Origin of the sequence: Cupriavidus sp. H18C2 (assembly GCF_049393795.1) — a bacterium.
GTDB classification, from domain to species: domain Bacteria; phylum Pseudomonadota; class Gammaproteobacteria; order Burkholderiales; family Burkholderiaceae; genus Cupriavidus; species Cupriavidus pauculus_C.
The window spans coordinates 824972-850391 of sequence record NZ_CP186011.1 but is presented as its reverse complement, the minus strand read 5'-3'; the positions used below and the strand labels follow the sequence as shown (position 1 = coordinate 850391).

Annotated in this window: 21 protein-coding genes; 8 read left to right on the top strand and 13 right to left on the bottom strand. The window is 68.9% G+C overall.

What is annotated here, in order from left to right:
* Positions 1 to 18: 18 nt before the first annotated feature.
* Positions 19 to 564, top strand: coding sequence for a carboxymuconolactone decarboxylase family protein (locus tag EPAKOI_RS20365; RefSeq protein ID WP_124686487.1), 546 nt, complete (start codon positions 19 to 21; stop codon positions 562 to 564).
* A 95-nt stretch (positions 565 to 659) separates the two neighbouring features.
* On the opposite strand, the gene EPAKOI_RS20360 is transcribed toward EPAKOI_RS20365, so the two are convergent.
* From EPAKOI_RS20360 to EPAKOI_RS20350, 3 genes are all read right to left on the bottom strand, one after another.
* Positions 660 to 1310, bottom strand: coding sequence for an HAD domain-containing protein (locus tag EPAKOI_RS20360; protein WP_423194466.1), 651 nt, complete (start codon positions 1308 to 1310; stop codon positions 660 to 662).
* A 313-nt stretch (positions 1311 to 1623) separates the two neighbouring features.
* Positions 1624 to 1824 carry a hypothetical protein gene (locus EPAKOI_RS20355; protein ID WP_313836122.1) on the bottom strand — a complete coding sequence of 67 codons (201 nt, stop codon included), beginning with the start codon at positions 1822 to 1824 and terminating at the stop codon, positions 1624 to 1626.
* 174 nt (positions 1825 to 1998) lie between these two features.
* Positions 1999 to 3603, bottom strand: a complete 1605-nt coding sequence (locus EPAKOI_RS20350) for a methyl-accepting chemotaxis protein (RefSeq protein WP_423194465.1) — start codon at positions 3601 to 3603, stop codon at positions 1999 to 2001.
* Positions 3604 to 3911: 308 nt separating this feature from the next.
* Here EPAKOI_RS20350 and EPAKOI_RS20345 point away from each other — a divergent pair, with 308 nt between their 5' ends.
* Positions 3912 to 5744, top strand: coding sequence for an EAL domain-containing protein (locus EPAKOI_RS20345; RefSeq protein WP_423194464.1), 1833 nt, complete (start codon positions 3912 to 3914; stop codon positions 5742 to 5744).
* A gap of 7 nt (positions 5745 to 5751) precedes the next feature.
* Here the strand turns inward: EPAKOI_RS20345 and EPAKOI_RS20340 are convergent, their stop codons facing one another.
* Complete coding sequence (locus EPAKOI_RS20340; RefSeq protein WP_124686492.1) at positions 5752 to 6522, bottom strand: response regulator transcription factor; 771 nt, start codon at positions 6520 to 6522, stop codon at positions 5752 to 5754.
* A 337-nt stretch (positions 6523 to 6859) separates the two neighbouring features.
* Between EPAKOI_RS20340 and cls the strand changes: the two genes are divergently transcribed.
* Together cls and EPAKOI_RS20330 are read left to right on the top strand one after the other, a co-directional pair.
* Positions 6860 to 8293, top strand: a complete 1434-nt coding sequence (gene cls, locus EPAKOI_RS20335; protein WP_423194463.1) for a cardiolipin synthase — start codon at positions 6860 to 6862, stop codon at positions 8291 to 8293.
* A gap of 118 nt (positions 8294 to 8411) precedes the next feature.
* Positions 8412 to 9059, top strand: a complete 648-nt coding sequence (locus tag EPAKOI_RS20330) for a TetR/AcrR family transcriptional regulator (RefSeq protein ID WP_313836132.1) — start codon at positions 8412 to 8414, stop codon at positions 9057 to 9059.
* A gap of 99 nt (positions 9060 to 9158) precedes the next feature.
* Here EPAKOI_RS20330 and EPAKOI_RS20325 read toward each other — a convergent pair whose 3' ends face one another.
* The gene (locus EPAKOI_RS20325; RefSeq protein WP_423194462.1) at positions 9159 to 10739 is read right to left on the bottom strand and encodes an isocitrate lyase; all 1581 of its coding nucleotides are present in this window, start codon (positions 10737 to 10739) and stop codon (positions 9159 to 9161) included.
* Between the two features lie 327 nt (positions 10740 to 11066).
* On the bottom strand, positions 11067 to 11936 hold the full coding sequence (locus EPAKOI_RS20320) for a LysR family transcriptional regulator (RefSeq protein WP_423194461.1): 870 nt from the start codon (positions 11934 to 11936) through the stop codon (positions 11067 to 11069).
* 80 nt (positions 11937 to 12016) lie between these two features.
* On the opposite strand from EPAKOI_RS20320, the gene EPAKOI_RS20315 reads away from it, so the two are divergent.
* Positions 12017 to 12949, top strand: a complete 933-nt coding sequence (locus tag EPAKOI_RS20315) for a DMT family transporter (protein WP_423194460.1) — start codon at positions 12017 to 12019, stop codon at positions 12947 to 12949.
* Positions 12950 to 13013: 64 nt separating this feature from the next.
* On the opposite strand, the gene EPAKOI_RS20310 is transcribed toward EPAKOI_RS20315, so the two are convergent.
* Complete coding sequence (locus tag EPAKOI_RS20310; RefSeq protein ID WP_423194459.1) at positions 13014 to 15155, bottom strand: LamG-like jellyroll fold domain-containing protein; 2142 nt, start codon at positions 15153 to 15155, stop codon at positions 13014 to 13016.
* Positions 15156 to 15252: 97 nt separating this feature from the next.
* Entirely contained in the window at positions 15253 to 15699 is a 447-nt protein-coding gene (locus tag EPAKOI_RS20305) for a winged helix-turn-helix transcriptional regulator (protein ID WP_423194458.1), read from the bottom strand.
* 116 nt (positions 15700 to 15815) lie between these two features.
* On the opposite strand from EPAKOI_RS20305, the gene EPAKOI_RS20300 reads away from it, so the two are divergent.
* Positions 15816 to 17009, top strand: a complete 1194-nt coding sequence (locus tag EPAKOI_RS20300) for an MFS transporter (protein WP_423194457.1) — start codon at positions 15816 to 15818, stop codon at positions 17007 to 17009.
* 18 nt (positions 17010 to 17027) lie between these two features.
* Here EPAKOI_RS20300 and EPAKOI_RS20295 read toward each other — a convergent pair whose 3' ends face one another.
* Positions 17028 to 17255 carry a hypothetical protein gene (locus EPAKOI_RS20295; protein ID WP_423194456.1) on the bottom strand — a complete coding sequence of 76 codons (228 nt, stop codon included), beginning with the start codon at positions 17253 to 17255 and terminating at the stop codon, positions 17028 to 17030.
* 135 nt (positions 17256 to 17390) lie between these two features.
* Positions 17391 to 18365 (bottom strand): Bug family tripartite tricarboxylate transporter substrate binding protein, encoded by a 975-nt coding sequence (locus EPAKOI_RS20290; protein WP_423194455.1) that lies wholly within the window; start codon positions 18363 to 18365, stop codon positions 17391 to 17393.
* A 354-nt stretch (positions 18366 to 18719) separates the two neighbouring features.
* Between EPAKOI_RS20290 and EPAKOI_RS20285 the strand changes: the two genes are divergently transcribed.
* The gene (locus EPAKOI_RS20285) at positions 18720 to 20564 is read left to right on the top strand and encodes a CocE/NonD family hydrolase (RefSeq protein ID WP_423194454.1); all 1845 of its coding nucleotides are present in this window, start codon (positions 18720 to 18722) and stop codon (positions 20562 to 20564) included.
* Between the two features lie 71 nt (positions 20565 to 20635).
* On the top strand, positions 20636 to 21598 hold the full coding sequence (locus tag EPAKOI_RS20280) for a LysR substrate-binding domain-containing protein (protein WP_124686502.1): 963 nt from the start codon (positions 20636 to 20638) through the stop codon (positions 21596 to 21598).
* Positions 21599 to 21608: 10 nt separating this feature from the next.
* Here the strand turns inward: EPAKOI_RS20280 and EPAKOI_RS20275 are convergent, their stop codons facing one another.
* The 3 genes from EPAKOI_RS20275 to gcvA all read right to left on the bottom strand — a co-directional run bounded on the left by EPAKOI_RS20275 (position 21609) and on the right by gcvA (position 25404).
* Positions 21609 to 23099, bottom strand: coding sequence for a UdgX family uracil-DNA binding protein (locus EPAKOI_RS20275; protein WP_423194453.1), 1491 nt, complete (start codon positions 23097 to 23099; stop codon positions 21609 to 21611).
* Positions 23096 to 24310 (bottom strand): putative DNA modification/repair radical SAM protein, encoded by a 1215-nt coding sequence (locus tag EPAKOI_RS20270; protein ID WP_313836152.1) that lies wholly within the window; start codon positions 24308 to 24310, stop codon positions 23096 to 23098. Before EPAKOI_RS20270 ends, EPAKOI_RS20275 begins: the two co-directional genes overlap by 4 nt.
* Positions 24311 to 24516: 206 nt before the next feature.
* Complete coding sequence (gene gcvA, locus EPAKOI_RS20265) at positions 24517 to 25404, bottom strand: transcriptional regulator GcvA (RefSeq protein ID WP_423194452.1); 888 nt, start codon at positions 25402 to 25404, stop codon at positions 24517 to 24519.
* Positions 25405 to 25420 lie beyond the last annotated feature (16 nt).

Sequence of the window (25420 nt, the reverse complement as noted above, 5' to 3'; positions counted from 1 at the left end):
CCGTACAGGAGATCCACCATGACCGCACGTATCCCCGTGCCGGAGCCCGCGCATGCTCCCGCTGCCAGCCAGCCCGCGCTCGACCAGATCCAGGCCGCCTTTGGCGGTGTGCCACAGATGTTCCGCGCCGTCTCGAATTCGCCGGCCGCGCTGCAGTCGATGTGGGGCGCGTTCGGCGCGCTGGGCGGTGGCGCCATCCCGGCTCGGCTGGGCGAGCAGATTGCCGTCGCCGTGGCCGACCGCAACCGTTGCGAATACTGCCTGGCCGCGCACACCGCGCTGGGCCGCAAGGCTGGTGCGTCGGCTGCGGAAATGGCATCCGCACAAGCCGGCCAGTCCGACGATCCGAAAACCGCTGCGGCGCTGGCTTTCGCGCTGCAACTGGTGGAAGGCCGCGGCCAGGTATCCGATGCCGACGTGGCACGCCTGCGCGAAGTGGGTTTCAACGATGGCGAGATCGTGGAAATCCTGGCACACGTGGCGCTGAACCTGTTCACGAACTACGTGAACGTGGCATTCAACGTGCCGGTCGACTTCCCGGCCGTCAAGCTGACCGCCCGCTGATTCGCCGCCCCGCCATGAGAAAGGCCGCCCACATGGGCGGCCTTTTTGCATTGCATCATGCCGTGATGGGAACCCGGTGGCAGACCGGGCACCGGTCAGGCGTGGATGGCGGCGGGCGCGAACTGCTTGCCGGTCAGGCTGGCCACGGCCACTGCCATGGCCTGCTCGCGCGCCTCGGCGGCGGCGGGGGCGGGCATGAAGCGCTCCGGCTCGTCGCGGGCCAGCCGCTGCAAGTGGCGCAGCTTGGCCTTCAGGCCCGGCTCGACGCGCGAATCGGGCGTGACGGTGGACGGGCAGGCCACGCCCAGGATATCGAGCGCCTTGCGGAAGTTGTCAACGGTCAGGCCCTCGGCCGGATCCACCTGCACCAGGCGCGCGCGCTGGGCCGTGGTGAACGACGCGACCGGCGCGGTGGAGATGATGACCCATGCGCCCGGCGCCGGATGCTGGCCAAACCAGGCGTCGATCTCGGCCGGATGACCCCCCTGCACGGGCGGCGTCATGCCTTCCACCTGCAGGTCCAGTTGCTGGAAGATCGCGGCGGGCGTGCCACGGCGCCATGCGTCGGCAACCACCACGCGGGCGCCGGCAATGCCGAACAGGCGGCGCAGGAAGCCAAGGGCGATCGGATCGAAAAACCTGACGTCACGCAGGGTCCCCGTGTTTGGCGTACCACCCAGGCGGGCAGCGGAGCGGTCCGAATACAGGACGCCGGGTACGTCCAGCATGATGAGGCGTTCGGTCATGATTTCTCGTGGTCAATCGGTGATGGGATGAACCAAGCGTATCCGTGTTTTGCGTGGGAAAGTCGACACAAAATGTGCGCAAGTGCAACAGTTGTGTAACTTTTACGCGGGACTCGTTAATGCCGGTTACCGCTTCGGTCCAAGTGTTTCTCGCGGACACATCTGCCGCGCCAGGCCTTGTTTTCCGGCCTGTCCCGCTGCGCGGATACCGCCGTAATGCAAGCCTCAACGGGTCGTCGGGGCGCCCGGTTGACAGGAAAATGAAAGGAAATGTTCGAGTGGGGCGGGGACGTCCGGGATCGATCGTCGATGGCTAGCCCTTGCGCAGCAACCGCATTTCGAAATGCTCGAACGCGTACTGGCAGGCGATGCCGCAGAACAGGTCGGCCTGGCCCACGGGCTGCTCGCAGTTGTGGCACGTGCCGCACGGCTTGAGCCGGGGCGCCCAGTCGCGGCCCGCGGCTTCGAAGTCCTCCTGGAACGACATGTCGTCCTGCACTGCCTTGCGTAGCATGCGTTTCTCCGCTTTCCGTCCGCCGGGGCGCTCCCATCCGACACCGGCCGCCACCGTGGGCATGACCTGCCATGCTAGCGGGGCGCGGCCGGGCGGCGAATCGGATCTGCCTTAATTACGGCGGCAATCGACGAAAGCTGAAGTTTTGCGGCGGTGCGGCAACGGCGCGGCGTGTCAGAACTGGAAGCGGGCGACGTCCGATTCCAGCGCGGCCGCCTGGTGATCGAGCCGCGCGGCCTGCGTGCTGACCTCGTCGACCAGCGTGGCGTTGTCGGCGCTGGTCTGTTCCAGCCGCGCCAGCGCGTCGCCGACGGTGCGGATGCCGCTGGCCTGCTCGTCGGCCAGCATGCGCAGTTCGGCCGCGAGGGTGTGGCTGTGGTTGACGGCTGCGTCGATGCCGGACATCGCCGCTTCCACCCGGCTGCTCAGGTCCGCGCCGCGCGCGATCTCGTTGGCGGCGTCGCCGATGATGCCGCCGATCTCGCGCGCGGCCGTGGCGCTGCGCTGCGCGAGTGCACGCACTTCCTGCGCCACTACCGCAAAGCCCCGGCCGGCCTCGCCGGCGCGCGCGGCTTCCACGGCGGCGTTGAGCGCGAGGATATTGGTCTGGAACGCGATGCTCTCGATGACCGAGACGATCTCGGAAATATTGCGCGACTGGGCGTGGACGTTGGCCATCGCGCCGCTCATGTCGCGCACGGCGGCCATGCCGGCGCCGGTGGCTTCGCGCGCGCGGCTGGCCATGTCGCTCGATTCCTGCGCCTGCGCGTGAGCCTGCTGCACCAGCGTCGTCAGCCGCGTGACGTTGGCCGCGGCCTCGGCCAGTGCGGCGGCCTGCAGGCCGGTGCGCGTGGCCAAGGCCTGGTTGCCCTGGGCGATGCCGTCGCTGGCGCCGGTAATCTCGTGCGCGCAATGCTGGATGCGCGCGAGCACGCCGGCCAACTGGTCGCGCATGCCGGACAGGTTGAACAGCAGGCTGCTGTCGTCTCGGTCGCGCAGGGCGATGTGGGCCGTCAGGTCGCCGCTGGCGATGCGCGTGGCGAGCGTGGCGGCATCGCGCGGCTCGCCGCCGAGTTCGCGCGTCAGGCTGCGCGCGGCCACCCACGCCAGCAGCGCGGCGGCGGCCAGGCTGGCGGCCAGCAGGCCGATCATCACGGTCTGCGCGGTGACCTGCGCCGAGGCCACGCCGGCCACGGTGTCGGCCGCCTGCTGGGCCATCGACACCCGCACGGTTTCAATCCGCGCGCCCAGCTTCTGCAACTGTTCGCCCAGGAAATGGCCGTCGATGGACACCGCCGCGTCGAACTGCAACGGGTCCAGCGGCTGCTTGCGGATCAGATCGACATAGTTGCCGACCAGTTCGGCGGCGGCCTTGCGTTCGGCCAGCAGCGCGCGGGCCTGGGCCGGGGCGGCCTGCCGGACGCCGTCCACCGCCGCGTCCAGATGGCGCGATGCCTCGGTGATGTCGTGGACCGCGGCGTCGCGCTCGGCGGAACTGGTGGCCAGCGTCAGCGCCAGTTGCGCGCGGCCCAGCATCGCCAGCGATGCCTGCGCGCGCTCGGCGGCGATGGCGCCGCGCATGTCGCGCTGGTAGAGCGTATCGGTATCGCGTTTGAGATCGATCAGGTTGACGATGCCGGTGAGCCCGACCATCGCGCCAAACGCGTAGATGAGGACAAATGCCGCGGAAAGACGCACGACCAGCGGCAGCGCCGTCAGGCCCCGCCAGACAGATTGGCCGCGCCGGCCCGGCAATGCCAGCTTGATGGCTTGCAACACAACAGAACTCCTTCGGAGCAGCGCTCCGCCATGCATGACCCTGGCAACCGCCACAGCGGGCTTTTTGGCGAAACGGCCATGAGGGGAGGCTGGCGACGCCCGTCTTGCTGCGGTGCGGCGTGATGCTCGGTGAACAATGTGACAACGGCGTGACAGTCGGCATGTGGCAGGTTTGTCATACGGGCGACACAATTCTGTCCTGCAATGGCGCGCGCTTCCTCTGTGCCTGAATTGCAAAGTCGTGCTCAAGCGTGCTTGGGGTCGGCCGTTAACAAGCAGGTGGCCTGCCATCCGTCCGAGTTCGTTTCATGTTGCCCGTTGCCTCCGATTCGGCCGCGGCCCGAGAGGCCGTGAGACCGCCACCGCTGCACGCGGTGTTCCAGCCCATCGTGACGCTGGCCACTGGCGACATCCTGGGCTACGAGGCGCTGATCCGCGGCCCAGCCGGGTCGATGCATGCATCGCCGGACGCGCTGTTCCGGCTGGCGCAGGACACCGGCACCACGGTGGCCCTGGAGATGTCGGCCGCGCGCACCGCGCTGGCGTCGTGGGCGGCGCTGGACCTGCCCGGCAAGCTGTTCCTGAACTTCAGTCCGCTGACGCTGCGCCATCTGCTGGACCGGCGCGGCAGCGCCATGGCGTCGTTGCTGGGATTGGACGGCGGGCAGGGCGCCCGCACGCGCATCGCCCCCTCGCGCGTGGTGATCGAGGTGACCGAACAGACCGCCGTGGGCGACGCCCGCAGCTTTGCCGCCGTGATGGCGGTGCTGACCGACCTGGGCGTGCCTTACGCGCTGGACGACTTTGGCACCGGCCATGCCAACCTGGACCGGCTGGCCGAACTGGCGCCGCAGTACATCAAGATCGACAAATCGCTGGTGCGTGGCATTCATGCCAGTTCGCGCCGGCTGGAGGTATTGCGCGCGATCCTGGGCACGATGCACGCGCTGGGCGGCCGGGTGATTGCGGAAGGTATCGAGACGGCCGAAGAACTGGCGCTGGTGCGCGACCTGGGCGTGGCGGCGGGGCAGGGCTACTTCCTGGGCCGGCCCGCCGCGCTGCCGCCCACCGAGATTGCGGCGGAGGTGCGCACGGTGCTGGCATCACGCCAGATCGCCGTGTTTCCACAGATGCTGCGCACCGGGTGGTCGGGCATCACGGCGGGGCAGTTGCTGCGGCCGGTGCCGGCGGTGAGCGCGGAGACGTCGAACAACGACGTGCTGGCGCGCTTCCACGCGCATGGTGACTTGCATGCGATGGCCGTGCTGGACGAGTACCAGCGGCCCATCGGGCTGATCAATCGTCAGACGCTGCTCGATCGCTACGCGACGCCGTTCCACCGGGAGCTGTACGGCCGCAAGGCGTGCATCGCGCTGGCCAACCTGGAGCCGGTCTGCTTCGACCGGCGCGCGACGCTGGAGGAGATGGCCGACCACGTGGCCGGCGAGCCGTCGCGCGCACTGGCCGACGGCTTTGTGATTACCGACGAGGGCCGCTACGTGGGGTTGGGCACGGGCGCTGACCTGCTGCGCGCCATCACCGATGTCCGAATGGAGGCAGCACGCTATGCGAATCCGCTGACATTCCTGCCCGGCAACATCCTGCTGAACCAGCATATCGACCGCCTGATCGAGGCCCGCAGCCCCTTTCACGCCTGCTACGCCGACCTGAACCACTTCAAGCCGTTCAACGACCACTACGGCTACTGGAAGGGCGACGAGCTGCTCAAGGGCGCCGCCGCGATCCTGGCGCAGGCGTGCGACCCGGCGCGCGACTTCCTGGGCCACATCGGCGGCGACGATTTCCTGGTGCTGTTCCAGGGCGACGACTGGGAGGCCCGCATCCGCGGGGCGATGGCGAGTTTCGATGATGCCGCGCTGTCGATGTACGCGCCGGCGGACCGCGTGGCGGGCGGCATCCATGGCGAGGACCGGCACGGGCGGCCGATGTTCTACCCGTTCGTGACGATGGCGGTGGGCGCGGTGCGCGTGGGGGCCGAGGCAATGGCCACGTGGCGGCTGGGCAGCCAGCACGTGGGCGCGGCGGCCGCCGTGGCCAAGCGGCAGGCGAAGGGGGCGCCGGAAGGCGTGGCGGGTATCGACATCGCCGACCTCGCCGCGCGTGGCGAGCTGGAGAGCTAGCGCCGGCCTAGCGGTTGGCCAGGGCTTCCAGGCCCAGCCGTGGCGCGCGATGGGCGGTCAGCTCGGCCCGTGCGGCGCTGTCCAGCACGTCGAGCCGGTAGCCCTGCGCGTAGACCACCGTGACCGTCACGCCGTTCTCCGCGCAGAGATCGAGCGTCCGGCGCATGCGCGACACCAGCCCGGCCAGCGCGCGCGACGAAGGCGGCAGTGAGTGGCCCCAGATCGTGTTCTCGATGCGCTGCGTCGCCAGGATGCGGCCCGCGTTCGCGAACATCAGCATCGCCAGGTCGAACTCCTTCGGCGTCATCGGAATGCGCTGGCCGTGCAGCGTGGCGTAGCGGCCGGGGTTGTTCAGTTCGTAGGGGCCGGCGCGCAGGGGGATATGGATGCTCAGGCGGGTGCCGGACATGCGGCGGCGCAGGGCCGCGATACGGGCCAGCAGCACGCGGGCGTTGAGCGGGCGGACGATGTAGTCGTCGGCGCCGGCGTCCAGCGCTTCGACCATGTCGTCGTCATCGTTCTCGCTGGAGATCATGACGATCGGCACGTCGCGGTTGCGCACGGCGCGGACGGCGCGGATGACGTCGATGGCGGAGATATCGGGAAGGTCGCGGTCGATGAGCAACATGTCGAAGTTGTCGTGGCCCAGACCGTGGATCAGGTCTCTACCTGCCTGGAAGGCGCTGCACTGGAAGCCCGCGATGGACAGCAGTTCCTGCATGGGATAGAGCGGCGAGTTGCGGCTGGCGAGCAGCGCGATATTGGATTGGGGGTTCATACGACACTATCGAACTTGCAAAATGCATTGAATGGAACAAACACGATGCAGCGTATCGACGGGGCATGGGCGCAACAATCGGTGTTTCTTTAAAAGGACCGACCGGCGACGACGGGGTGGCGCCGGGCTGGCGCTGGGGACAAGCCCGATCGTTATCCACAGATTTTGTGGATAACCGGGGCGGCGGGTGGCGCGGCGCGGCGGTGGGCCGCCACCGCATCGGCGTGATCAAAAATTGGGCAGCGCGCGGCCGGCGACGGGCGGGGTGCAAATGGCGCGACGCGCTATGCCAGAATACGGCTCATCGTGTCCAGGACAGTCCACGGTATACGTGCCTATGTTCAGTCCCAGCGTGATTGCCGCCGTCATCCTCGCGTTCCACATTGTCGGGATCGTTGCCGCGCTGCATGCCGTCATGACCGTGCGCACGGCGCCCGGCGCCATCGCGTGGGCGGGGTCGCTGGTGATGATGCCGTACCTCGCGATCATCCCGTACCTGATCTTCGGCCGCAGCCGCTTTGCCGGCTACGTCAACGCGCGCCGCTTCAACAACGACCGCCTGCGCGAGATTCGCCACGGCATGACCCACCAGGAGCGCGAGGCGCTGGCCGCCAACGTCGTGCCGGTGCCGCAGCAGGCGTGCCTGCGGGCGCTGCCCAGCCTGACCGGCATGCCGTGCCTGACGAACAACGACGTGCGGCTGCTGGTGAATGGCGACGCCACGTTCGCGGCGATCTTCGACGCCATCGACGCCGCGACCGAACAGGTGCTGGTGCAGTTCTTCATCGTCCATGACGACGATCTGGGCCGCGCGCTGCAGCAACGCCTCTGCGACAAGGCGCGGGCCGGCGTCAGGGTCTACTTTCTCTACGACAGCATCGGCTGCCACGCGCTGGGACGCGGCTACGTGCGGACGCTGCAGCAGGCCGGCGTGCAGGCCCGGCCGTTCTCCACCCATCCCGGCTTTGTCAATCGCTTCCAGCTCAACTTTCGCAACCACCGCAAGCTGGTGATCGTGGATGGCGCGCGGGCGTTCGTCGGCGGGCACAACGTCGGCAACGAGTACCTGGGCAAGCGCCCGCCGCTGGCGCCGTGGCGCGACACCCATGTCGACATCCGCGGCGCGGCGGTGCTGGACCTGCAGATGGCGTTTGCCGAGGACTGGTATTGGGCCGCCCGCGAGGTGCCTTACCTGATGACGCCGCCGCCGCGGCGCGTGGGCGACATGATCTGCCAGGTCGTGCCGTCGGGGCCCGCCGACGCTCAGGAAACCTGCTCGCTGTTCTTCGTCGAGGCCATCCAGGCGGCCACGCGCCGGCTGTGGATGACATCGCCATACTTCGTGCCGGACGAGGCCGTGTTCGCGATGCTGCGGCTGGCGGTGCTGCGCGGCGTGGACGTCCGCATCCTGATTCCGTCGCGGCCCGACCACCTGGTGGTGTACGGCGCGTCGACGATCTATGCCTACCAGGCCGTGCGCGCGGGCGTGAAGATCTATCGCTACCAGCCGGGGTTCCTGCACCAGAAGGTCGTCCTGATCGACGACGAGGCGGCCGCGGTGGGCACCGCCAATCTCGACAACCGGTCGTTCCGCCTGAACTTCGAGCTGATGGTGATGACCGCCCACCCGGCCTTTGCTGCCGACGTGGCGCGCATGCTCGAAGCCGATTTCGCCCAGGCCCGCCAGATCGACTCGCGCGATTTCCTGGGCTCGCCGGCCATCCTGCGCGTGGCGATGCACGTCGCCAAGCTATTCGCGCCCATACTGTAGATGTGGCGTTTTCGCCATTCCAACGCGCCCTGTGTGCCGTATCGACGACTGGCAGTCGTTGTGTACACTGTCTACTATTCACAGTAGACGCGTGGACAACGTCCACATGGGAGCTGACATGACCCGAACTGCCGCCGCAACGCCTCCCACCCGCACCACGTACCGCCACGGCGACCTGCGCCGCGCACTGCTCGAAGCCGGTATCGACCTGGCCCGCGAAGGCGGCCCCGACGCCATCGTGCTGCGCGAAGCCACCCGCCGCGCCGGCGTGGTCCCCAACGCCGCCTACCGACACTTCGCCAGCCGCCAGGACTTGTTGCAGGCCGTCCGCGCATCGGCGCTCTCCAGCCTCGCCATGGCCATGGAATCCGAAATGGCCGCCATCCCACCCGACGCAACCCCACCCGACCGCGCCCGCGCCAGCCTGCGCGCAGTGGGCATCGGCTACCTGCAGTTCGCGCTGGCGGAAACCGGACTTTTCCGCACGGCATTCTCGGTACCGGACGACGTGGAAGGCGACGCCGACCCGGCCAAGGCCGGCAACAGCGGGATGAACCCCTTCGAACTGCTCGGGGCGGCCTTGGACAGATGGGTCGACGCGGGCCTGCTATCGGCGGAACGGCGGCCCGGAGCGGAGTACGTGGCGTGGTCGGCGGTGCACGGGCTTGCGGTGCTGCTGATCGACGGACCGCTGCGAAGCCGGGCGAAGGAACAGGCGGGGGTGATTGGGGAGCGGCTGTTGGGGATGGTGGAGAGGGGGTTGTAGGGATAGCCGTCGACGACAACTCGCGCCGCGCCATTCACAACCCCCAACAAAAAAACGCCAGCCTCCCGGCCGGCGTTTTCCCAAACCCCAACACCCAAATCAGAACTGATTCATCGTGTTGTCCTTGCCTGCGGCCTTCAGCGCAGCTTCGCCGCTGAAGTATTCCTTGTGGTCGTCGCCGATGTCCGAGCCGGACATGTTCTGGTGCTTGACGCAGGCGATGCCCTGGCGGATTTCCTTGCGCTGCACGCCTGCCACGTAGCCCAGCATGCCCTGGTCGCCGAAGTATTCCTTGGCCAGGTTGTCGGTGGACAGTGCGGCGGTGTGGTACGTCGGCAGCGTGATCAGGTGGTGGAAGATGCCGGCTTCGCGCGAGGCATCGGCCTGGAAGGTGCGGATCTTCTCGTCGGCCAGCTTGGCCAGTTCGGAATCGTCGTACTCCACGCTCATCAGTTGGCCGCGTTCGTACATCGACACGTCCTTGCCAGCTTCCTTCATGGCGTCGTACGCCTGCTGGCGGAAGTTCAGCGTCCAGTTGAACGACGGGCTGTTGTTGTACACCAGCTTGGCGTTCGGGATGGTCTTGCGGATCTCGCTGACCATGCCGTTGATCTGGGCGATGTGCGGCTTTTCGGTTTCGATCCACAGCAGGTCGGCACCGTTCTGCAGCGCGGTGATGCAGTCCAGCACGCAGCGGGCTTCGCCGGTGCCGGCGCGGAACTGGAACAGGTTGCTCGGCAGGCGCTTCGGACGCAGCAGCTTGCCGTCGCGCTTGATGATCACGTCACCGTTGCCCAGCTGGTCGGCCGACAGTTCCTCGCAGTCCAGGAACGAGTTGTACTGGTCGCCCAGGTCGCCCGGCGTGCGGGTCACGGCGATCTGCTTGGTCAGGCCGGCGCCCAGCGAGTCGGTGCGGGCCACGATGATGCCGTCGTCCACGCCCAGTTCCAGGAAGGCGTAGCGGATGGCGCGGATCTTGGCCAGGAAGTCCTCGTGCGGCACGGTGACCTTGCCGTCCTGGTGGCCGCACTGCTTTTCGTCGGACACCTGGTTCTCGATCTGGATGCAGCAGGCACCGGCCTCGATGAACTGCTTGGCCAGCAGGTACGTGGCTTCGGCATTGCCGAAACCGGCGTCGATGTCGGCGATGATGGGCACCACGTGCGTCACGTGGTTGTCGATCTTTTCCTGGATGGCGGCCTTGGCCGGGCCCTCAGCGGCGTCCAGTTCGCGGAACAGGCCACCCAGTTCACGGGCGTCGGCCTGGCGCAGGAACGTGTACAGCTCGCGGATCAGCGCGCTGACCGACGTCTTCTCGTGCATCGACTGGTCGGGCAGGGGGCCGAATTCCGAGCGCAGCGCGGCGACCATCCAGCCGGACAGGTACAGGTAGCGGCGTTCGGTGCTCTTGAAGTGCTTCTTGATGGAGATCATCTTCTGCTGGCCGATAAAGCCATGCCAGCAGCCCAGCGACTGGGTGTACTTCGACGGGTCCGCGTCGTACGCAGCCATGTCGGCACGCATGATCTTGGCGGTGTACTTGGCGATGTCCAGGCCCGTCTTGAACTTGTTCTGGGCCCGCATGCGCGCGGCGTATTCGGGATTGATCGCATTCCAGGCGCTGCCGTTGGTCTCTTTCAGCGCGGCGATTGCCTGAATGTCGTCTTGATACTGGGCCATGGGGAAGTCCTAATAAGAGTTGACGCGTTGGTAGAAGGATTCGGTGCCGCCACCGGCTGTTTCAGCCAGCAGCATGGGAACAAGTGTATGGCCGAATCCCGCATTGCAACGTAACTCTTATATAAGACATAAGACTTTGTTTGTCGTTATGAATCAATGAGATAGCAGCGATATTTTGCAATGTGGAAGGCGTTTTCTCAAAACGAAACCGCAGGATGGCCGCCAGACCCGGTCAGATTTCGCAATGTGAAAGGTGCTTTCAGGTGCTGAGTGGCGGGGGGCAACGCCCGGCCCGGAAGCGCCGCTGCAGATAGCAGCCGCCAACAGCTACGCCGCCAGCCGCAGCGTGCGGGTCAGCAGGTTCTGCAGTTCGTCCACCGCCTTTGCACCGCGCGATTCGCGGCTGCGATAGACGGCCACTTCCATCGGTTCCAGCGGCCCCAGGCCCTGCTCGCTGCCCAGGATGCGCAGGTGCGGGGGCGCGCTGCATTGGGTCAGGGCGGCCACGGCCAGGCCGCTCTCGATGGCGGCGATCTGCCCGGCCAGGCTGGAGCTGTGATAGACGACCTTGTAGCGCCGCCCCTGCTGCGCCAGCGAGTGGATGGCCACGCGCCGCGCCAGGCTGGCGTCCTCGTAGACGGCGATGGGCAGCGGGTCGCGCCGCCACGTTTCGAACTCGGGCGACCCCACCCAGACCATCGGCTCATGAAACAGCAGCGTGCCGCGCCGCGCGTGGTCGCGCGAGACCAGCGCAAGGTCCAGGTCGCCGCTGGCCACGCGGGGAATCAGCGACGTCGACTGCTCGCAGATCAGTTCGATTTCCACGCCGCTGTGGCGCGGGGCGAATCGCTTCAGTACCGGCGTCAGGTATTTCTGGGCGTAGTCGTCCGGCACACCTAGCCGCACGCGGCCAGTCAGTTCGCCGCCAGTCAGCGCGCCCTGCGCCTCGGCGTGCAGGTCCAGGATGCGCCGCGCGTAGCCCAGCAGCGTCTGGCCCTCGGGCGTCAGGCTCAGCTTGCGGGCGCTGCGTTCCAGCAGCCGCTGGCCAAGGGCGTCTTCCAGCTTCTTGATCTGCATGCTGACGGCCGACTGCGAGCGATGGATCTCGCCCGCGGCGCTGGCTAGCGACCCGGCGTCGACCACGGCGACAAAGCACTTAAGCCAGTCCATCTGCAGATCGCGGGGTGTCGTCGTCATCGTGATATTTCGATTATCGAAACCATATTTCGCGGATTATGCGCTTTTCAGGATCGACGCGGGGCGCCAGACTGGTCGCCATGAAATCCGATCCGATACCGCATGGCGCCACGACCGGCGCGCTCCGCACGACATGTACGGGACTTGGCGATGGCGCCTGGCCGTTCCTGCTTGGCAACGTGCTGCTGGGCACCATCGGCATCTTCGTGAGCCAGGCCCACGCGCCGCCGCTCACGGCTGCGTGGTCGCGCTGCGCCTTCGGGTGGCTGGGCCTGACCGTCTGGCTGCTGTGGCGACGAAGGCTGCGCGATGTCCGGCTCACGCGCGCCCATGCCGCCTGGGCGCTGACGGCAGCCTCGCTGATGGTGGCAAGCTGGGTGCTGTTTTTCGATGCCATCGGCCGCACGTCGGCGGGCATGGCCGTCGTGCTGTTCCACGTCCAGCCGCTGTTCGTGCTGGTGCTGGGTGGCCTGTGGCTCGGCGAGCCGGTCGGCAAGGCCCGTCTGGCGTTCGTGATGGTTGCGATGGCCGGGCTTGTGCTGGCCACCGGCCTGCTGGAGCCGATCTTCCGGCCCGGCACGGGCCGGGTGCCAGACGCGGCCTACTGGATCGGCGTGGCCGCGTGCCTGCTGGGCGCGCTCTGCACGGCCGGCGCCACGCTGATCGCGCGGCGGCTCGGCAACCTGCGCGCCGGCGTGCTGGCATGGTGGCAATGCGCCATCGGAACGGTCGTCCTGCTGGCCTGGCCGATCCACCACGGCTGGCCGGCGCCGGGCTGGCCATGGGCGTGGCTGGCCGGCATCGGCATCGTGCACACGGCCCTGGCCTATACGCTGATCTACGCAGGCATGGCGAAGCTGCGCACCGCCCGCATCGCCGTGTTCCAGTTCGTCTATCCCGCCACGGCGGTGCTGATGGACTGGCTGGTACTCGGCCACCGCCTGAGCGCGTGGCAGATCGCCGGCATCGGCGTGATGGCAGCGGCCATCCTGATGGCGGAACGCCAACGCTGACCGGCGCCGCAGAGCCCGCGTCCGGCCGCCACGGTGCGCGTGGCGGCCGGGGCAGCGCTGCGGATCAGGCGCGCCGCGCCGTGAGCCACTTGTCCGCGGCCAGCGGCTCGGTGCAGATCCGCACCTCGCCAATCTGGCCGAGGAAGCCGTTCGACGGCACGTTGGCGTAGACGCCGCCGCCCACGAAGAAGCGGCTGGCGGCGCCCACGGTGGCGATGCCGCGCGTATTCGACGCGTTGCGCAGCACCGGGGCCCCTTCCACGTACATCACCGTCTCGTTGTTGGCCGGCGTGTTGACCACGGCCACGTGTACCCATTTCTCGGCGATGATCTCGCCCGACCAGTTGGCGGCCGGGTTCTTGGTGCCGGCCGTGCTGGGCGTGACTTCCCACTGCACCTCGCGCAGGCTGGAAATGGCGAAGATCAGCGGGCTTTCGTCGGCGTCGCCGCTGCCAAAGCCCGTCACGGCGCCGCGCCGGCCTTCGCGCTCCATGATGTTCATCCAGGCGTTGTTGCCGGCCGTCCACGACGCGGGCACCTTGATGAACGCCTCGACGGTGTAGCCGTTGTCGAACGTCATCGCGTTGAGTGCCGCCGTGGTGTCCGTGGCAAAGAAACTCATGCGCGTGGGGCTGTTCACCGAGTTGGCGAACTTCACGCTGCCCGGCGCGGCCGACAGGAAGTGGTGGTCGTTCGACCACGTCACGTCGCCCAGCTGGGCGGCGCCGCCATCGGCCAGTGCCGCGCGGCTCAGCGGGTTGGCGCCGGTCATGTCGTTGATGACCTGGCCCACCGGCACCGCCGCGCCGTTGGCGCCGCCAAAGAAGCGCCAGTGCGCCACGGTGGAGGCCACCAGCGGATAGTCGTTGGTATCGGCGGCGGCCTTCTTGTCGGCCACCGACGGCTCGGTGTAGTTGGCCAGGATGGCAGCTTTGGCGCGGTCGTTGATCGGGTCGTTGCCAGCCGCCGGGATGGCGAAGTCCGGGTTGAAGCGCGCAAAGCGCTTGCGGAAGTCGAAGTCGATCTCGAACTGCTGGTTCTTGTCGGTCAGCACGGCCACGTCGAACTCGTTCAGCGTCTCGGTGGGCTTCTGCGGCACCCACGGCGAGAACGAGATGACCTTGATCTTGTTGTGCGTGAGGTCGAATTCGTACAGCCGCATCAGGCCGTTGCCGCCCATGTACGCCATCTGGTAATCCACCACCATTTCCTCGACCGGGTTGCCGAAGTCGTTGGTCTTGGTCAGGTGCGCGGCGCCATGGTAGTGGCCGTTCAGCGTCATGAAGATCTGGTCGTTGTCCTTGATCAGCTTGTCCCAGAGCATCAGGCCGTACGGCACCTCCAGCGGGCTTACGCCGTCCGGGCCGATGTTCAGCAGCTGGTGGGTCGACAGGATGACCGGCACCTTCGGGTAGCGCTTCAGCACGTTGCGCGCCCAGGTGATGGCCGCGTCCGACGCGCGCCACGACATCGACAGCACCATGAAGCGGTTGCCGTCGACTTCGAAGAAGTGGTACTCGTGGAAGCCCGACGGGTCGCGCCCGCCAAACGTGGCCTGGCGCTGCGCCCGCGTGGTCGGGAAGTTCTTGAGGTAGGGCTCGTTGGCCAGGTTGCGCTGCGCGTCGGTGTTCGACGCCTGGCTGCCCGCGTTGACGTAGTCCACGTCGGAGATCACGTCATGGTTGCCGGCCAAGATCGAATACGGTGCGCGGGCGGCCTCCATCACCTCCATCGCCTCGCTGGCAATCTGCCATTGCAGCGGCTTGGCCTGCTGATCCACCACGTCGCCCAGGTGGATCGTGAACGGAATGCGCAGGCTGGCGGCGTTTTCCGTGATCCACTTGGTCTGCGCCATGAACGGCGTGGAGCCGTACTTGCGCTGGAACTGCAGGTTTTCGTCCGTGGTCGCGTAGCGCGAGTAGAACTGCGTGTCGGGCAGCACGGCCAGCGCGAAGCTCGATACCTTGGCCGACGGCGTCGTGCCAGTGCCGGTGCCCGGCGTGGTGCCCGTGCCCGTGCCGGGGCTGGTGGCCGGCGGCGTGCCGGGCGCGGTATCGTCGCCGCCGCCGCAGGCGGCCAGCAGCGCGGAGGCACCCAGCGACATCCCCAGCCCGGCTCTCAGCAGCAGGCGGCGCTGACGGTCTGGAATGCCCTCCAGGCTGGCGGTATCGATGGCGGATGGCTTGCCCGGCGTTTTGTCTTGCATGTCGACTTCCCTGTTGACCCACGAAAAGCCGGTGATTCTGGCCAGCGTCCGTGACAGGGTGTTGATCGAAATGTGACGACTCGGTGGCGCTCGGGCGTTACGACACCTTGCGCACCTCGGTGTCGGCCGGGCGCAGCGAGGCTCCGTCCTTGCCATGCGGCTGCATCGGCGGCACAGGCTTGCCGGTGCGTTTGTCGATCAGCACCGAATGCGGTTCGCCGGGCGCAAACCGCTGGCGCTCGCCCCACTGGCGCAGCGCCACCACCACCGGAAAGAGCTGCGCGCCGGCCGCCGTCAGCACGTATTCCTGGTAGGCCGACCCGTCGGACGCCGCCTGGGTGTCGAGGATGCCGGCTTCGACCAGCTTGTGCAGGCGGCCAGCCAGGATATTGCGCGCCACGCCCAGGCTGCGTTGCAGGTCGCCAAAGCGGTGGATGCCGTCGAACAGGTCGCGGACGATCAGCAGCGTCCAGCGGTCGCCAATGACGTCGAGCGTGCGCGCCACGGGGCAGGGCTGGTACGGCGGGGCAGGGGTCTTGGGCATGCGCGGGCGCGATGGCGGATTGAGGTGGTTGCATTTTAAAACCAGGTGGCCTAGCATTCAACCGGTTTCGATTTGCAACTACTTTGCCGATGCCTACCCCGTCGAATCCGGCCGCCATGCCGCGCGCCCTCGTCCTGCTGTTCGCCATCGCCAGCGGTGCCAGCGTGGCCAATGTCTACTACGCCCAGCCGCTGCTGGACGTGCTGGCGCGCGAATTCCACGTGCCCGGCGCGGCCGTGGGCGGCGTGGTCACGGCCACGCAGCTCGGCAGCGCGCTGGCGCTGGTGTGCCTGGTGCCGCTGGGCGACCGGGTCGACCGCCGGTGCCTGATGACGTGGCAGCTCGCCGCGCTGGTCGTGGCGCTGCTGGCGGTGGCCGCCGCGCCGGGCGTGCCGTGGCTGCTGGCCGGGATGGTGGCCGTGGGCCTGCTCGGCACGGCGATGACGCAGGGCCTGATCGCCTATGCCGCCAGCGCCGCGTCGCCGCAGCAGCGTGGCCGTGTGGTGGGCGCCGCGCAGAGCGGGGTGTTCGTGGGATTGCTGCTCGCGCGGGTCTTTGCCGGCATGGTGGGCGACATCGGCGGATGGCGGGCGGTCTATCTGGCGTCGGCCGTGGCCATGGCGGGCATTGCGCTGGCGCTGCGCCGCCGCCTGCCAGCCACGGCCGCAGCGGCACCGGCGGTGGGGTACGGACAACTGGTCGGCTCGCTGCTGACGCTGCTGCGCCGCGATCGGACGCTGCAGGTGCGGGGCGTGCTGGGGATGCTGATGTTTGCCGCGTTCAACATCTTCTGGAGCGCGTTGGTGCTGCCGCTGAGCGCGCCGCCGTTCTCTTTCTCGCATACCGCGATTGGCGCATTCGGCCTCGTCGGCGCGGTGGGCGCGCTGGCCGGTGCGCGCGCCGGGCGCTGGGCCGACGCCGGCCACGCGCAGCGCACCACGGCGGGTGCCTTGCTGCTGATGATGGCGGCATGGTGGCCGCTCTCCAGGCTCGACGGCCCCCACGGGCTCGCGCTGCTGATCGTCGGCATCGTGCTGCTCGACCTGGGCGGGCAGGCGCTGCACGTGACCAACCAGAGCCTGATCCTGCGCACACGGCCCGATGCACACAGCCGGATGATCAGCCTCTACATGCTGTTCTACGCGGCGGGCAGCGGTCTTGGCGCCATCGTCACCACGGCCACTTACGCCCGCGCGGGCTGGCAGGGGGTCTGCATGATCGGGTTTGCGGTGTGCCTGGCGGCGCTGGCATTCTGGGCCGCGACGCGGCGGCGCGGAACGGCCGAGACAGAGGTGGCCAGCGTCGCGTAGCGGCTGCGTTATTGCAGCCTAACGCCCGCCAATGCCACCCCCGCACTGCTCGCAGGCCCCGGCCGACGGCAGCCAGTTGACCTGGGCCAGCCGCAGCCGGGTGGCAAGGTTCGATGTCCGCAGTGCCTGCGTGGCGTGGGCCAGGGCCTGGGTGCTGGCGATCAGGGCCGAGATGCTGGCTGCGGCGCGGTCCAGGTGGCCGGGCGGGGCGGATGGCGTAGCGTGGCGGGGCGTGGTCGGATTCAACGGGGCGTAGGCGGTGGATAGGGAACAGCCTCAAGGCTACGAGCCGCATCGCAGCCCACGCATCCGCGCCCGTCCGAACTCCTTGTCGTCCATCAGGTGAACCCCGGTGTCGGTCGATTGCCGACGCCGCGCGCGCTACAGCCCCTGGATGCCGCGCTTGCGGATGAACTCGCCCCAGACCTTCGACTCGCTCATCGCGCGCTGCCGGATCGCATCGGCGCTGCCCACCACCGGGAACAGGTACAGCGACGCCAGCCTGGCCTTGATCTGCGGGTCGGCCAGCGCGGTCTGCACGGCCGTGTTCAGGCGGGTCACGATCTTCGGGTCCAGGCCGGCCGGGCCCACCAGCGCGTACCAGCTAGGCATCACCGGCACGTCCACGCCCGCTTCCTTCAGCGTCGGCACGTTCGGCAGTTCCTTCACGCGCTGCGCGCCGACGATGGCCACCGGCACCACCGTGCCACCCGTGACCTGCGGCAGCGCGGCGCCCAGCACGCTCACCATGGTGTCCACCTCGCCGGCCACCACGCCGGTCAGCGCCGGCCCCGAGCCCTTGTAGGCCACGTGCGTCATCTTGGCGCCGAGCTTGTCGGCCACGACTTCCATGGCGAGGTGGGTGGAATTGCCCACGCCCGCGCTGCTGAACGTCAGGCCGCCCGGCTTGTTCTTCGCCTTGTCGATGAACGACTGCACCGACGTGATGCCGCTGGCCTTGCTGGCGACGATCACGAACGGCGTGTCCACCACCGGCGCGATGAACGTGTAGTCCTTCTGCGGGTTGTACGGCAGCGACGCATAGAGGTGCGGGTTGAAGCTGATCTGCGACACGCCCGTCAGCAGCACCGTGTAGCCGTCCGGCGCGGACTTGGCCACCGTGCTCATCGCCACGATGCCGTTCGCGCCGGGGCGGTTGTCCACGACGATGGACTGTCCCAGGTCCTGCGCCAACCGGTCGCTCAGCAGCCGCGCCACCACGTCGCCGCCCGATCCGGCCGACTGCGGCACGATCAGCCGCACCGGCCGGTTCGGATACGCATCCTGGGCCTGTGCGGCACCCAGGCACAGCATGGTCGAGGCAAGGCACGCGGAAGCCATCAAACGTCGGTACATCAATACTCTCCAATCGAATCGAAGCCAGTCACGAAATTTTCATGACGATGGTAGGGACCTGCGCCATCGGCGGCCAATACGGATTGTCGATGCCAACATAGGCCGGGGCTATGCCCGGGGCAAACCCTGACCGCCATGCCTCGCCCTGGCGCGCGGCTGCACTATTGCGGCGCAGCATGACGCGCGCCGCGCACCGGCCCTGTGCCTGCCCGCCGCGAAAGCCGGCCGCAGCGCTGCCCCAGCGCCATCGGCCATAGGGCAGGGCTATGGCGGGATCGGAATTTCGTCTTTCCGGAAGGCCCCGGGGGCTCCGTACCATGGCGGCGTTACCCGATCCCCACCGCTCAAGCTCCCATGTCCGACATCGACACCCGTGGCAATGCCTGGCTGACCCCGCCGTCCGCCTACCTGGCCAGCCGCCCCTCCGCGTTCTCCGTGCCGGCCCGTCCGGCGTCGTGCTACCTGCCGATGCGCGATGGCTGCCGGCTTGCCACCGACGTGTACCTGCCGCATCCGCTGCCGGGCACGCAGGCGCCCGATGCGTTCCCGACGGTCGTGATCTTCACGCCGTACTACCGGCGCTTCCGGCTGTCGCACCCGGGCGCGGAGCCCAGCCCAAACGGCGCCAAGTATCGCGACGCCTTCGTGCCCAAGGGCTACGCCGTGGTCGTGGTGGACGTGCGCGGCACCGGCGCCAGCTTCGGCACGCGCGACGCGCTGCGGTCGCCCACCGAGCGCGACGACTACTACGAAGTGGCCGAATGGATCGCCAGCCAGCCGTGGTCGAACGGCCGCATCGGCTCCACCGGCATCTCCTATCTCGGCGCGGCCGCGTGCTTCCTGGCCAGTACCGGCCATCCGGCCGTCAAGGCCATCGCGCCGCTGTTCTCGGTGTCCGACATCTACAGCGAGCAGCTTTACCCGGGCGGCATGCTGTCGAAGGTGTGGGTGGAAGCGTACGACGAGCTGATGCTTGCGCTGGACCAGGACCGCCGCGACCTCGTGGCCGGCTTTCCGTACTTCAATGACCTGAGCTTCGCCGGCCCCGAGCGGACCGACGAGGACGCCGACGGCACGCTGGTGGCCGCCGCCGTCGCCGAGCACCGCAACAACTTCACGCTGGCCGACCTGGCGCCCGAGTTCGCCTATCGCGACGGCGCGGCGTTCCACGACCCCGCGCTCGATTCCGGCAGTTGCAGCCCGTACCGTTACCTCGACGGCATCGCGCCCGACGTGGCGGTCTATTCGATCTCGGGCTGGTACGACGGCGGCGGCTACGCCAACGGCGCCATCACGCGCTTCCTGTCGCTGCCGTCGCACGACAGCCGCCTGCTGCTGGGGCCCTGGGACCACGGCGCCCGCACGAACGTCTCGCCGTGGCGCGACAGCGCGGCGTCGGGCTTTCCGCTGCTGGGCGAGGTGCTGCGCTTCTTCGATCACCACCTGCTGGGCCTGCCCACGGGCCTGGAGCGCGAGGCGCGCGTGCATTACCACAGCATCCACGACAACCAGTGGCAGCCGGCCGACACGTGGCCGCCGGCTCCGGCCGCCACGCGGCTGCACCTGGCCGATGGCGGCGCGCTGACCGGGACGCCGCCGGCCGTGCCCGCCACGGTGTGCACCCAGGTCAGCTTCGACTGGACCACCGGCCGCCAGACGCGCTACGAGCGCCTGGGCGCGGCCAATATCGAGGACTACTACGCGGACTGGGGCCGGCATGAGGCGGCGCTGCCGCATTTCGACACGGCGCCGCTGGCGGCCCCGCTGTCGCTCGCAGGGCACGTGGTGGCGCACCTGCAGGTGGCGTCGTCGCAGCCGGACGCGGCCGTGTTCGTCTACCTGTCCGAGGTGGAGGCCGACGGCACGGTGCGCTACATCACCGAAGGCATGCTGCGCGCGTCGCATCGCAAGACCGAGCCGTGCCCGCCCGCGTATCGCACGACGTGGCCCTACCGCGCGCATCGCCGTGCCGATGCCGAGCGGCTGACGCCGGGCGTGCCCGTCGCGCTCGATTTCGCGCTGCTGCCCGTGGCGTGGACGCTGGCGGCGGGCAGCCGGTTGCGCGTGTCGATCGCCGGCGCCGACCGGGGCCACTTTCCGCAGGTGCCCCACGGCCGTCCGCCGGTGCTGACGCTGGCGCTGGGCCCTGACGGCTGCCATCTCGACGTGCCCGTGGCCGCGCCGGCAAGCGGGCGCTGACGGCCGGGCCGATGCCCGCCCGGCACGTGAAGTGCTAGAGTGGGCTTCCGCCCCCAAGTATTCCCGTCGTCATGGATTTCCGGCAGCTTCGCTACTTCGCGCGCATCGTCGAGCTCGAAAGCATCACCGCCGCGGCCGATGCGCTGCACATCGCCCAGCCGTCGCTGAGCCAGCACGTGGTCAACCTCGAAGCCGAACTGGGCGCCAAGCTGCTGGTGCGCGGGCCGTTCGGCGCGCGGCCCACCGAGACGGGCCAGATCCTGTACCGCCACGCCAAGATGGTGCTGCGCCAGATGGAAGAGGCGCACGCGGCGGTGCGCCATGGCCGCGACGTGCCGTCGGGCCACGTGCGCGTGGGCCTGCCCACCAGTACGTCGCGCGTGCTGGCCGTGCCGCTGCTGCAGTTCGTCACGCGCAACGTGCCGGACGTGACGGTCGAGATCGTCGAAGGCAGCAGCGCCGACCTGGCCGAGCTGGTCACCACGCAGAAGCTCGACCTGTGCATCGCCATGGACGCGCAGCAGCGCCCGAACATGCACCTCGTGCCGCTGCTGGACGAGGACCTGATGGCCGTGGGCCCGGCCAGCGCCCAGCGCGACACGCCGCTGACGCTGGCCGAGATGGCCACGCTGCCGCTGCTGCTGCCGAGCTTTCCGAATTCGGTACGTGTGCTGACGGACCGCGCGTTCGTTGCCGCCGGGCTGGAACTGAAGCTCGTGGCGGAGACCAGCGCCGTGTCGGTGCTGCTGTCTGCGGTCAGCGCCGGCATGGGCTGGACCATCCTGCCGTGGAGCGCGCTGGCCACCGAGCCGCCGGGCGCATTCGCGTGCGTGCCGATCTCCGATTCGTCGCTGGTGCGGCGCGTGTTCCTGTGCGTGGCGGGCGCCGCGCGGCTGAGCCTGGCGTGCAAGACTGTGGAGGATGCCTTGCTGCGGCTGATCGTCGACGCCATCGCCTCGCAGGCGTGGCAGGGCGTTACGCCGCTGGGCAGCCTGGCCAGCGCGCGCCGCGACGCGGACGGGCAGGGCGGCTGACGCCTGCCGCTCACGGCGCCGGCGCCTCGTCAGCCAGCTTCCGGGCCAGCGCCAGCGCGGCCTCGATTTCAGCTTCGACATTGGCGCGCGCGCCGGGGCCATCCACGCGCAGCGCGTACGACGGATGCCATGTCGCCACGATCCACGTATCGCCCTGCCGCAGCGGTGCTGCCATTGCGTCGCGCAGGCGGATCTTCTCGTGGACCACGGCGCCCAGCGCGGTCGCGCCCAGCGTGACGATCACCTTCGGCCGCACCCGTTCGCGCTCCTGGTCCAGCCAGTGCGCGCAGGCATCGACTTCGAGCTGCCCCGGCGTCTTGTGCATGCGCCGCTTGCCGCGCGCGAACCACTTGAAGTGCTTGACCGCGTTGGTCAGGTAGACGCTGTCGCGCCGCACGTCGGCGCGCCGCAGCGCCTCGTCCAGCACGTGTCCGGCGGGGCCGACGAATGGCTCGCCCGACAGGTCCTCCTGATCGCCGGGCTGCTCGCCGACGACCATGATGCGCGCCGTGTCCGGCCCCCGCCCGGGCACGGCCTGCGTGGCGTGGCGCCACAGGTCGCAGTTGCGGCACTGGTCCAGCGATGTCGGCGCGGCGCGCACGGGCTGGGCCTGCTCGGCGTCCACCGCCACGCGCTTGCCCCGCATGCCGCCGATGTTCGCCGCCTGGCCGACGCGCCGGGCGCCGTTGCGGGCGTCGGCGATCATGCCCGGAATCAGCGCCGCCTCGGGCAGCCCCTTCCAGAATCGCACCGGCATGTGCTGGTGCAGCGCCGCCTCGTTGAGCCGCGCCGGGTTGAAGATGTTCCTGTAGTAGGCCATCCAAAGCGGCTCGATCTGGTCCGCGCCGGCGCGGAAAGCCGCCGGGTCCGCCGGCGCGGCCGCGTAGCGGATGGTCCGGCCGTCCCAGGTGGCGGCGCCGTCCGGCGTGCCGATCCACCACGTGGCGCCGCCCATGCGCCGGGCAAAGTGCTCGGCCGCGTAGGGCAGCACATCGTGGTCGGGCTCGTACCAGGCCAGGTACTGCGGCAGGTCGTCGCCGGTGCCGACGGTCATGTCGGGGCGGCGCTCCTGGAACCGCACGTAGGCGATCATGTCGTGCTGCGCGCGCCGCACGGCCTTGGCCATCGCGTAGAGCCGCGCACCGTCCTCGTCGGCTGCCGACGCTACCGAGCGGTCGCCTTGCGCCCAGCGCCACAGCACGCGGTACAGAAAGGCCCAGCGCTGCGGCGAGCGGTGCGCGGCGGCGTCGCGCAGCAGGTCGGCCAATGCTTTCGAAATCCGCAGCGTGGGGGTGCTGGCGCCGGCGTCGACAGTAGACGACGCCGGCGCCGCATCCATCGCCAGCGACAACTGGCCGGCCTCGCCAGCAGCCGTCTCGCCGCCGCCTTCCCACACCACCGCCTCTGGCCGCCAGCCCTGCGCCAGCGCATGCAGCGCCAGCTTGCGCCAGCCGGCGTAGCCGCCTTCGACGACGAGCACGGGCGCCACGCCGTCGTTCATAGCAGCGCCAATTGCTGCGGCGCGGGCGCCAGCGCGCGGCGCAACTGGTCGGAAGTTGGCTCGGCCAGTGCCGGCTTGTAGTCCTGCGTGACGACAAACGCCTTGACGGTATCCATCGCGCAGCGCAGCCGGATCAGGTCCTGGTAGCGGATGGCCCGCGTGCGGCGCAGCTCGGCCAGCCGCTTGGCGTTGCGCATGCCGATGCCGGGCACGCGCGCGATCAGCCGCTGCGGCGCGCGGTTCAGGTCCACCGGGAACGCCTCGCGATGCGCCAGCGCCCAGGCCAGCTTGGGGTCGATGTCGAGCGGCAGCGCGCCGTCGGCCTGGAACAGCTCTTCGGCGCGAAAGCCGTAGCCGCGCAGCAGGAAGTCGGCCTGGTACAGCCGGTGCTCGCGCAGCAGCGGCGGCGCCTGCGACGGCAGCGCGGACGGGCTGTCGGGGATCGGGCTGAACGCCGAGTAGTAGACGCGCTTGAGCTTGTACGCGCCGTACAGCGTCTGCGCGGTCTGCAGGATCGTGCGGTCGTCGGCCTCGTCGGCGCCGACGATCATCTGCGTGCTCTGGCCAGCCGGCGCGCGGGCCGCCGGCGGCCGCTTCTCGGTCTCCGCTTCCTCCTGGGCCAGCCGGATCGATCCCATCGCGCGCTTGATCGTGTGGACGTTCTTTTCCGGCGCCAGCCGTTGCAGGCCGCCGTCGGTGGGCAGTTCGATATTGACGCTCAGGCGATCGGCGTACTGGCCGGCCTCGCGGATCAGGCGCGGATCGGCGTCGGGAATCGTCTTCAGGTGGATGTAGCCGCGGAACTGGTGCTCCTCGCGCAGCGCGCGGGCCACGGCCACGAGTTGTTCCATCGTGTAGTCGGCGCTGCGGATGATGCCCGAGCTCAGGAACAGCCCGTCGATGTAGTTGCGGCGGTAGAACTCCAGCGTCAGGTTGACGACTTCGGCCGGCACGAAGCGGGCGCGCGGCACGTTGCTGGAGCGCCGGTTGACGCAATACTGGCAGTCGTACTGGCAGAAATTGGTCAGCAGGATTTTTAGCAAAGACACGCAGCGGCCGTCCGGCGTGAAGCTGTGGCAGATGCCGGCGCCCGTGGTGGCGCCCAGCCCGGCCCGGCCTTGCGAGTCGCGCCGGGGCGCGCCGCTGCTGGCGCACGATGCGTCGTATTTCGCCGCATCGGCCAGGATTTCGAGTTTCTTGAGCAGTTCCATGACGCGATACTGTATGGATATACAGTATTCTACGCGACCGCCGGAATTGCGCAATCTCGCATTTTCGTCAGCGTCGAAAAAGGCAGCAGGCGCCGCGCGGCGGGTGATTCGTCAGGCGCGCAGGGGGTGCCGGGCGGCCTGGGCGTCACGTCGCAGCCGCTCGATATCGAGCCGACCACGGCGCCATCCCGCACGGCCGCGCCGCGTCAGCCGGCCGCGCCTTCGTGTTCGAGCCACGTGCGGAACTGCGCTACGCGCGCGTCTTCGGCCTGCGCGTCCGGCACGTAGGTGCAGTAGGTGCGCGACGGCAGGCGCGGGGCGTCGAACGGCATGACCAGCCGGTCGGCGGCCAGGTCGTCGGCCACCAGCGCGGTGGGGCCGATGGCGATGCCGATGCCGTCGATGGCGGCCTGCAGCGTCAGGTAGAAGTGGTCGAAGGTCAGCGTGGCGGCCGGCGTCAGGTCCGACGCGCGGGCGCGGGCCAGCCAGTCGGGCCAGAGCCGTGGCAGGCTCGACGTATGCAGCAGCGTGTGGTGCCGCAGGTCGTCCGGTTCGCGCAGCGGCTGCCGGTCCAGCAGCGCCGGGCTGCATACGGGCAGCCGTTCCTCGGTCAGGAACGGGCGCATCGCAAAGCCGTAGAACGTGTCCGGCCCGCCCCGGATGATGATGTCGTGCGGCGCCTGCAGGCTGTCCAGCGGATCGTTGGACGTCTCCACGCTGACCTCCACGTCTGGATGCCCGGCACGAAAGCGGCCCAGCCGTGGCACCAGCCAGCGCAGCGTGAAGGTGGCCGGCGCATTGACCGACAGCGTGCGGGACACGGGCCGTGGCACGCCATAGCGCGCCGTGGCCTGCGAAAGCTGCTGGAACAGCGGGCCGATGTCGTCCAGATAGGCGCGGGCGGCCGGCGTCAATTGCACGCGCCGGTTGTGCCGCTCGAACAGCGGCGCGCCCAGCCAGTCCTCCAGCAGCCGCACGTGCTGGCTGATGGCGCCCGGCGTCACGTGCAGCGCGGCGGCGGCCTCCTTGAAACTGCCGAGCCGGCCGGCCGCCTCGAAAGCGCGCAGGGCATTGAGGGGCGGCAGCTTGTCCATTGGAGAGAGTTTTTCT

What these genes read in the sequence shown, in the direction of transcription:
- EPAKOI_RS20270 (WP_313836152.1), bottom strand. Translation starts at nt 24,310, where the DNA reads ATGGAACTGCTCAAGAAACTCGAAATCCTGGCCGATGCGGCGAAATAC.
- EPAKOI_RS20305 (WP_423194458.1), bottom strand. Translation starts at nt 15,699, where the DNA reads ATGCCCAAGACCCCTGCCCCGCCGTACCAGCCCTGCCCCGTGGCGCGC.
- EPAKOI_RS20310 (WP_423194459.1), bottom strand. Translation starts at nt 15,155, where the DNA reads ATGCAAGACAAAACGCCGGGCAAGCCATCCGCCATCGATACCGCCAGC.
- EPAKOI_RS20330 (WP_313836132.1), top strand. Translation starts at nt 8,412, where the DNA reads ATGACCCGAACTGCCGCCGCAACGCCTCCCACCCGCACCACGTACCGC.
- EPAKOI_RS20325 (WP_423194462.1), bottom strand. Translation starts at nt 10,739, where the DNA reads ATGGCCCAGTATCAAGACGACATTCAGGCAATCGCCGCGCTGAAAGAG.
- EPAKOI_RS20320 (WP_423194461.1), bottom strand. Translation starts at nt 11,936, where the DNA reads ATGACGACGACACCCCGCGATCTGCAGATGGACTGGCTTAAGTGCTTT.
- EPAKOI_RS20275 (WP_423194453.1), bottom strand. Translation starts at nt 23,099, where the DNA reads ATGAACGACGGCGTGGCGCCCGTGCTCGTCGTCGAAGGCGGCTACGCC.
- EPAKOI_RS20360 (WP_423194466.1), bottom strand. Translation starts at nt 1,310, where the DNA reads ATGACCGAACGCCTCATCATGCTGGACGTACCCGGCGTCCTGTATTCG.
- EPAKOI_RS20345 (WP_423194464.1), top strand. Translation starts at nt 3,912, where the DNA reads ATGTTGCCCGTTGCCTCCGATTCGGCCGCGGCCCGAGAGGCCGTGAGA.
- cls (WP_423194463.1), top strand. Translation starts at nt 6,860, where the DNA reads ATGTTCAGTCCCAGCGTGATTGCCGCCGTCATCCTCGCGTTCCACATT.
- EPAKOI_RS20300 (WP_423194457.1), top strand. Translation starts at nt 15,816, where the DNA reads ATGCCGCGCGCCCTCGTCCTGCTGTTCGCCATCGCCAGCGGTGCCAGC.
- EPAKOI_RS20280 (WP_124686502.1), top strand. Translation starts at nt 20,636, where the DNA reads ATGGATTTCCGGCAGCTTCGCTACTTCGCGCGCATCGTCGAGCTCGAA.
- EPAKOI_RS20365 (WP_124686487.1), top strand. Translation starts at nt 19, where the DNA reads ATGACCGCACGTATCCCCGTGCCGGAGCCCGCGCATGCTCCCGCTGCC.
- EPAKOI_RS20285 (WP_423194454.1), top strand. Translation starts at nt 18,720, where the DNA reads ATGTCCGACATCGACACCCGTGGCAATGCCTGGCTGACCCCGCCGTCC.
- EPAKOI_RS20315 (WP_423194460.1), top strand. Translation starts at nt 12,017, where the DNA reads ATGAAATCCGATCCGATACCGCATGGCGCCACGACCGGCGCGCTCCGC.
- EPAKOI_RS20340 (WP_124686492.1), bottom strand. Translation starts at nt 6,522, where the DNA reads ATGAACCCCCAATCCAATATCGCGCTGCTCGCCAGCCGCAACTCGCCG.
- EPAKOI_RS20290 (WP_423194455.1), bottom strand. Translation starts at nt 18,365, where the DNA reads ATGTACCGACGTTTGATGGCTTCCGCGTGCCTTGCCTCGACCATGCTG.
- EPAKOI_RS20355 (WP_313836122.1), bottom strand. Translation starts at nt 1,824, where the DNA reads ATGCTACGCAAGGCAGTGCAGGACGACATGTCGTTCCAGGAGGACTTC.
- gcvA (WP_423194452.1), bottom strand. Translation starts at nt 25,404, where the DNA reads ATGGACAAGCTGCCGCCCCTCAATGCCCTGCGCGCTTTCGAGGCGGCC.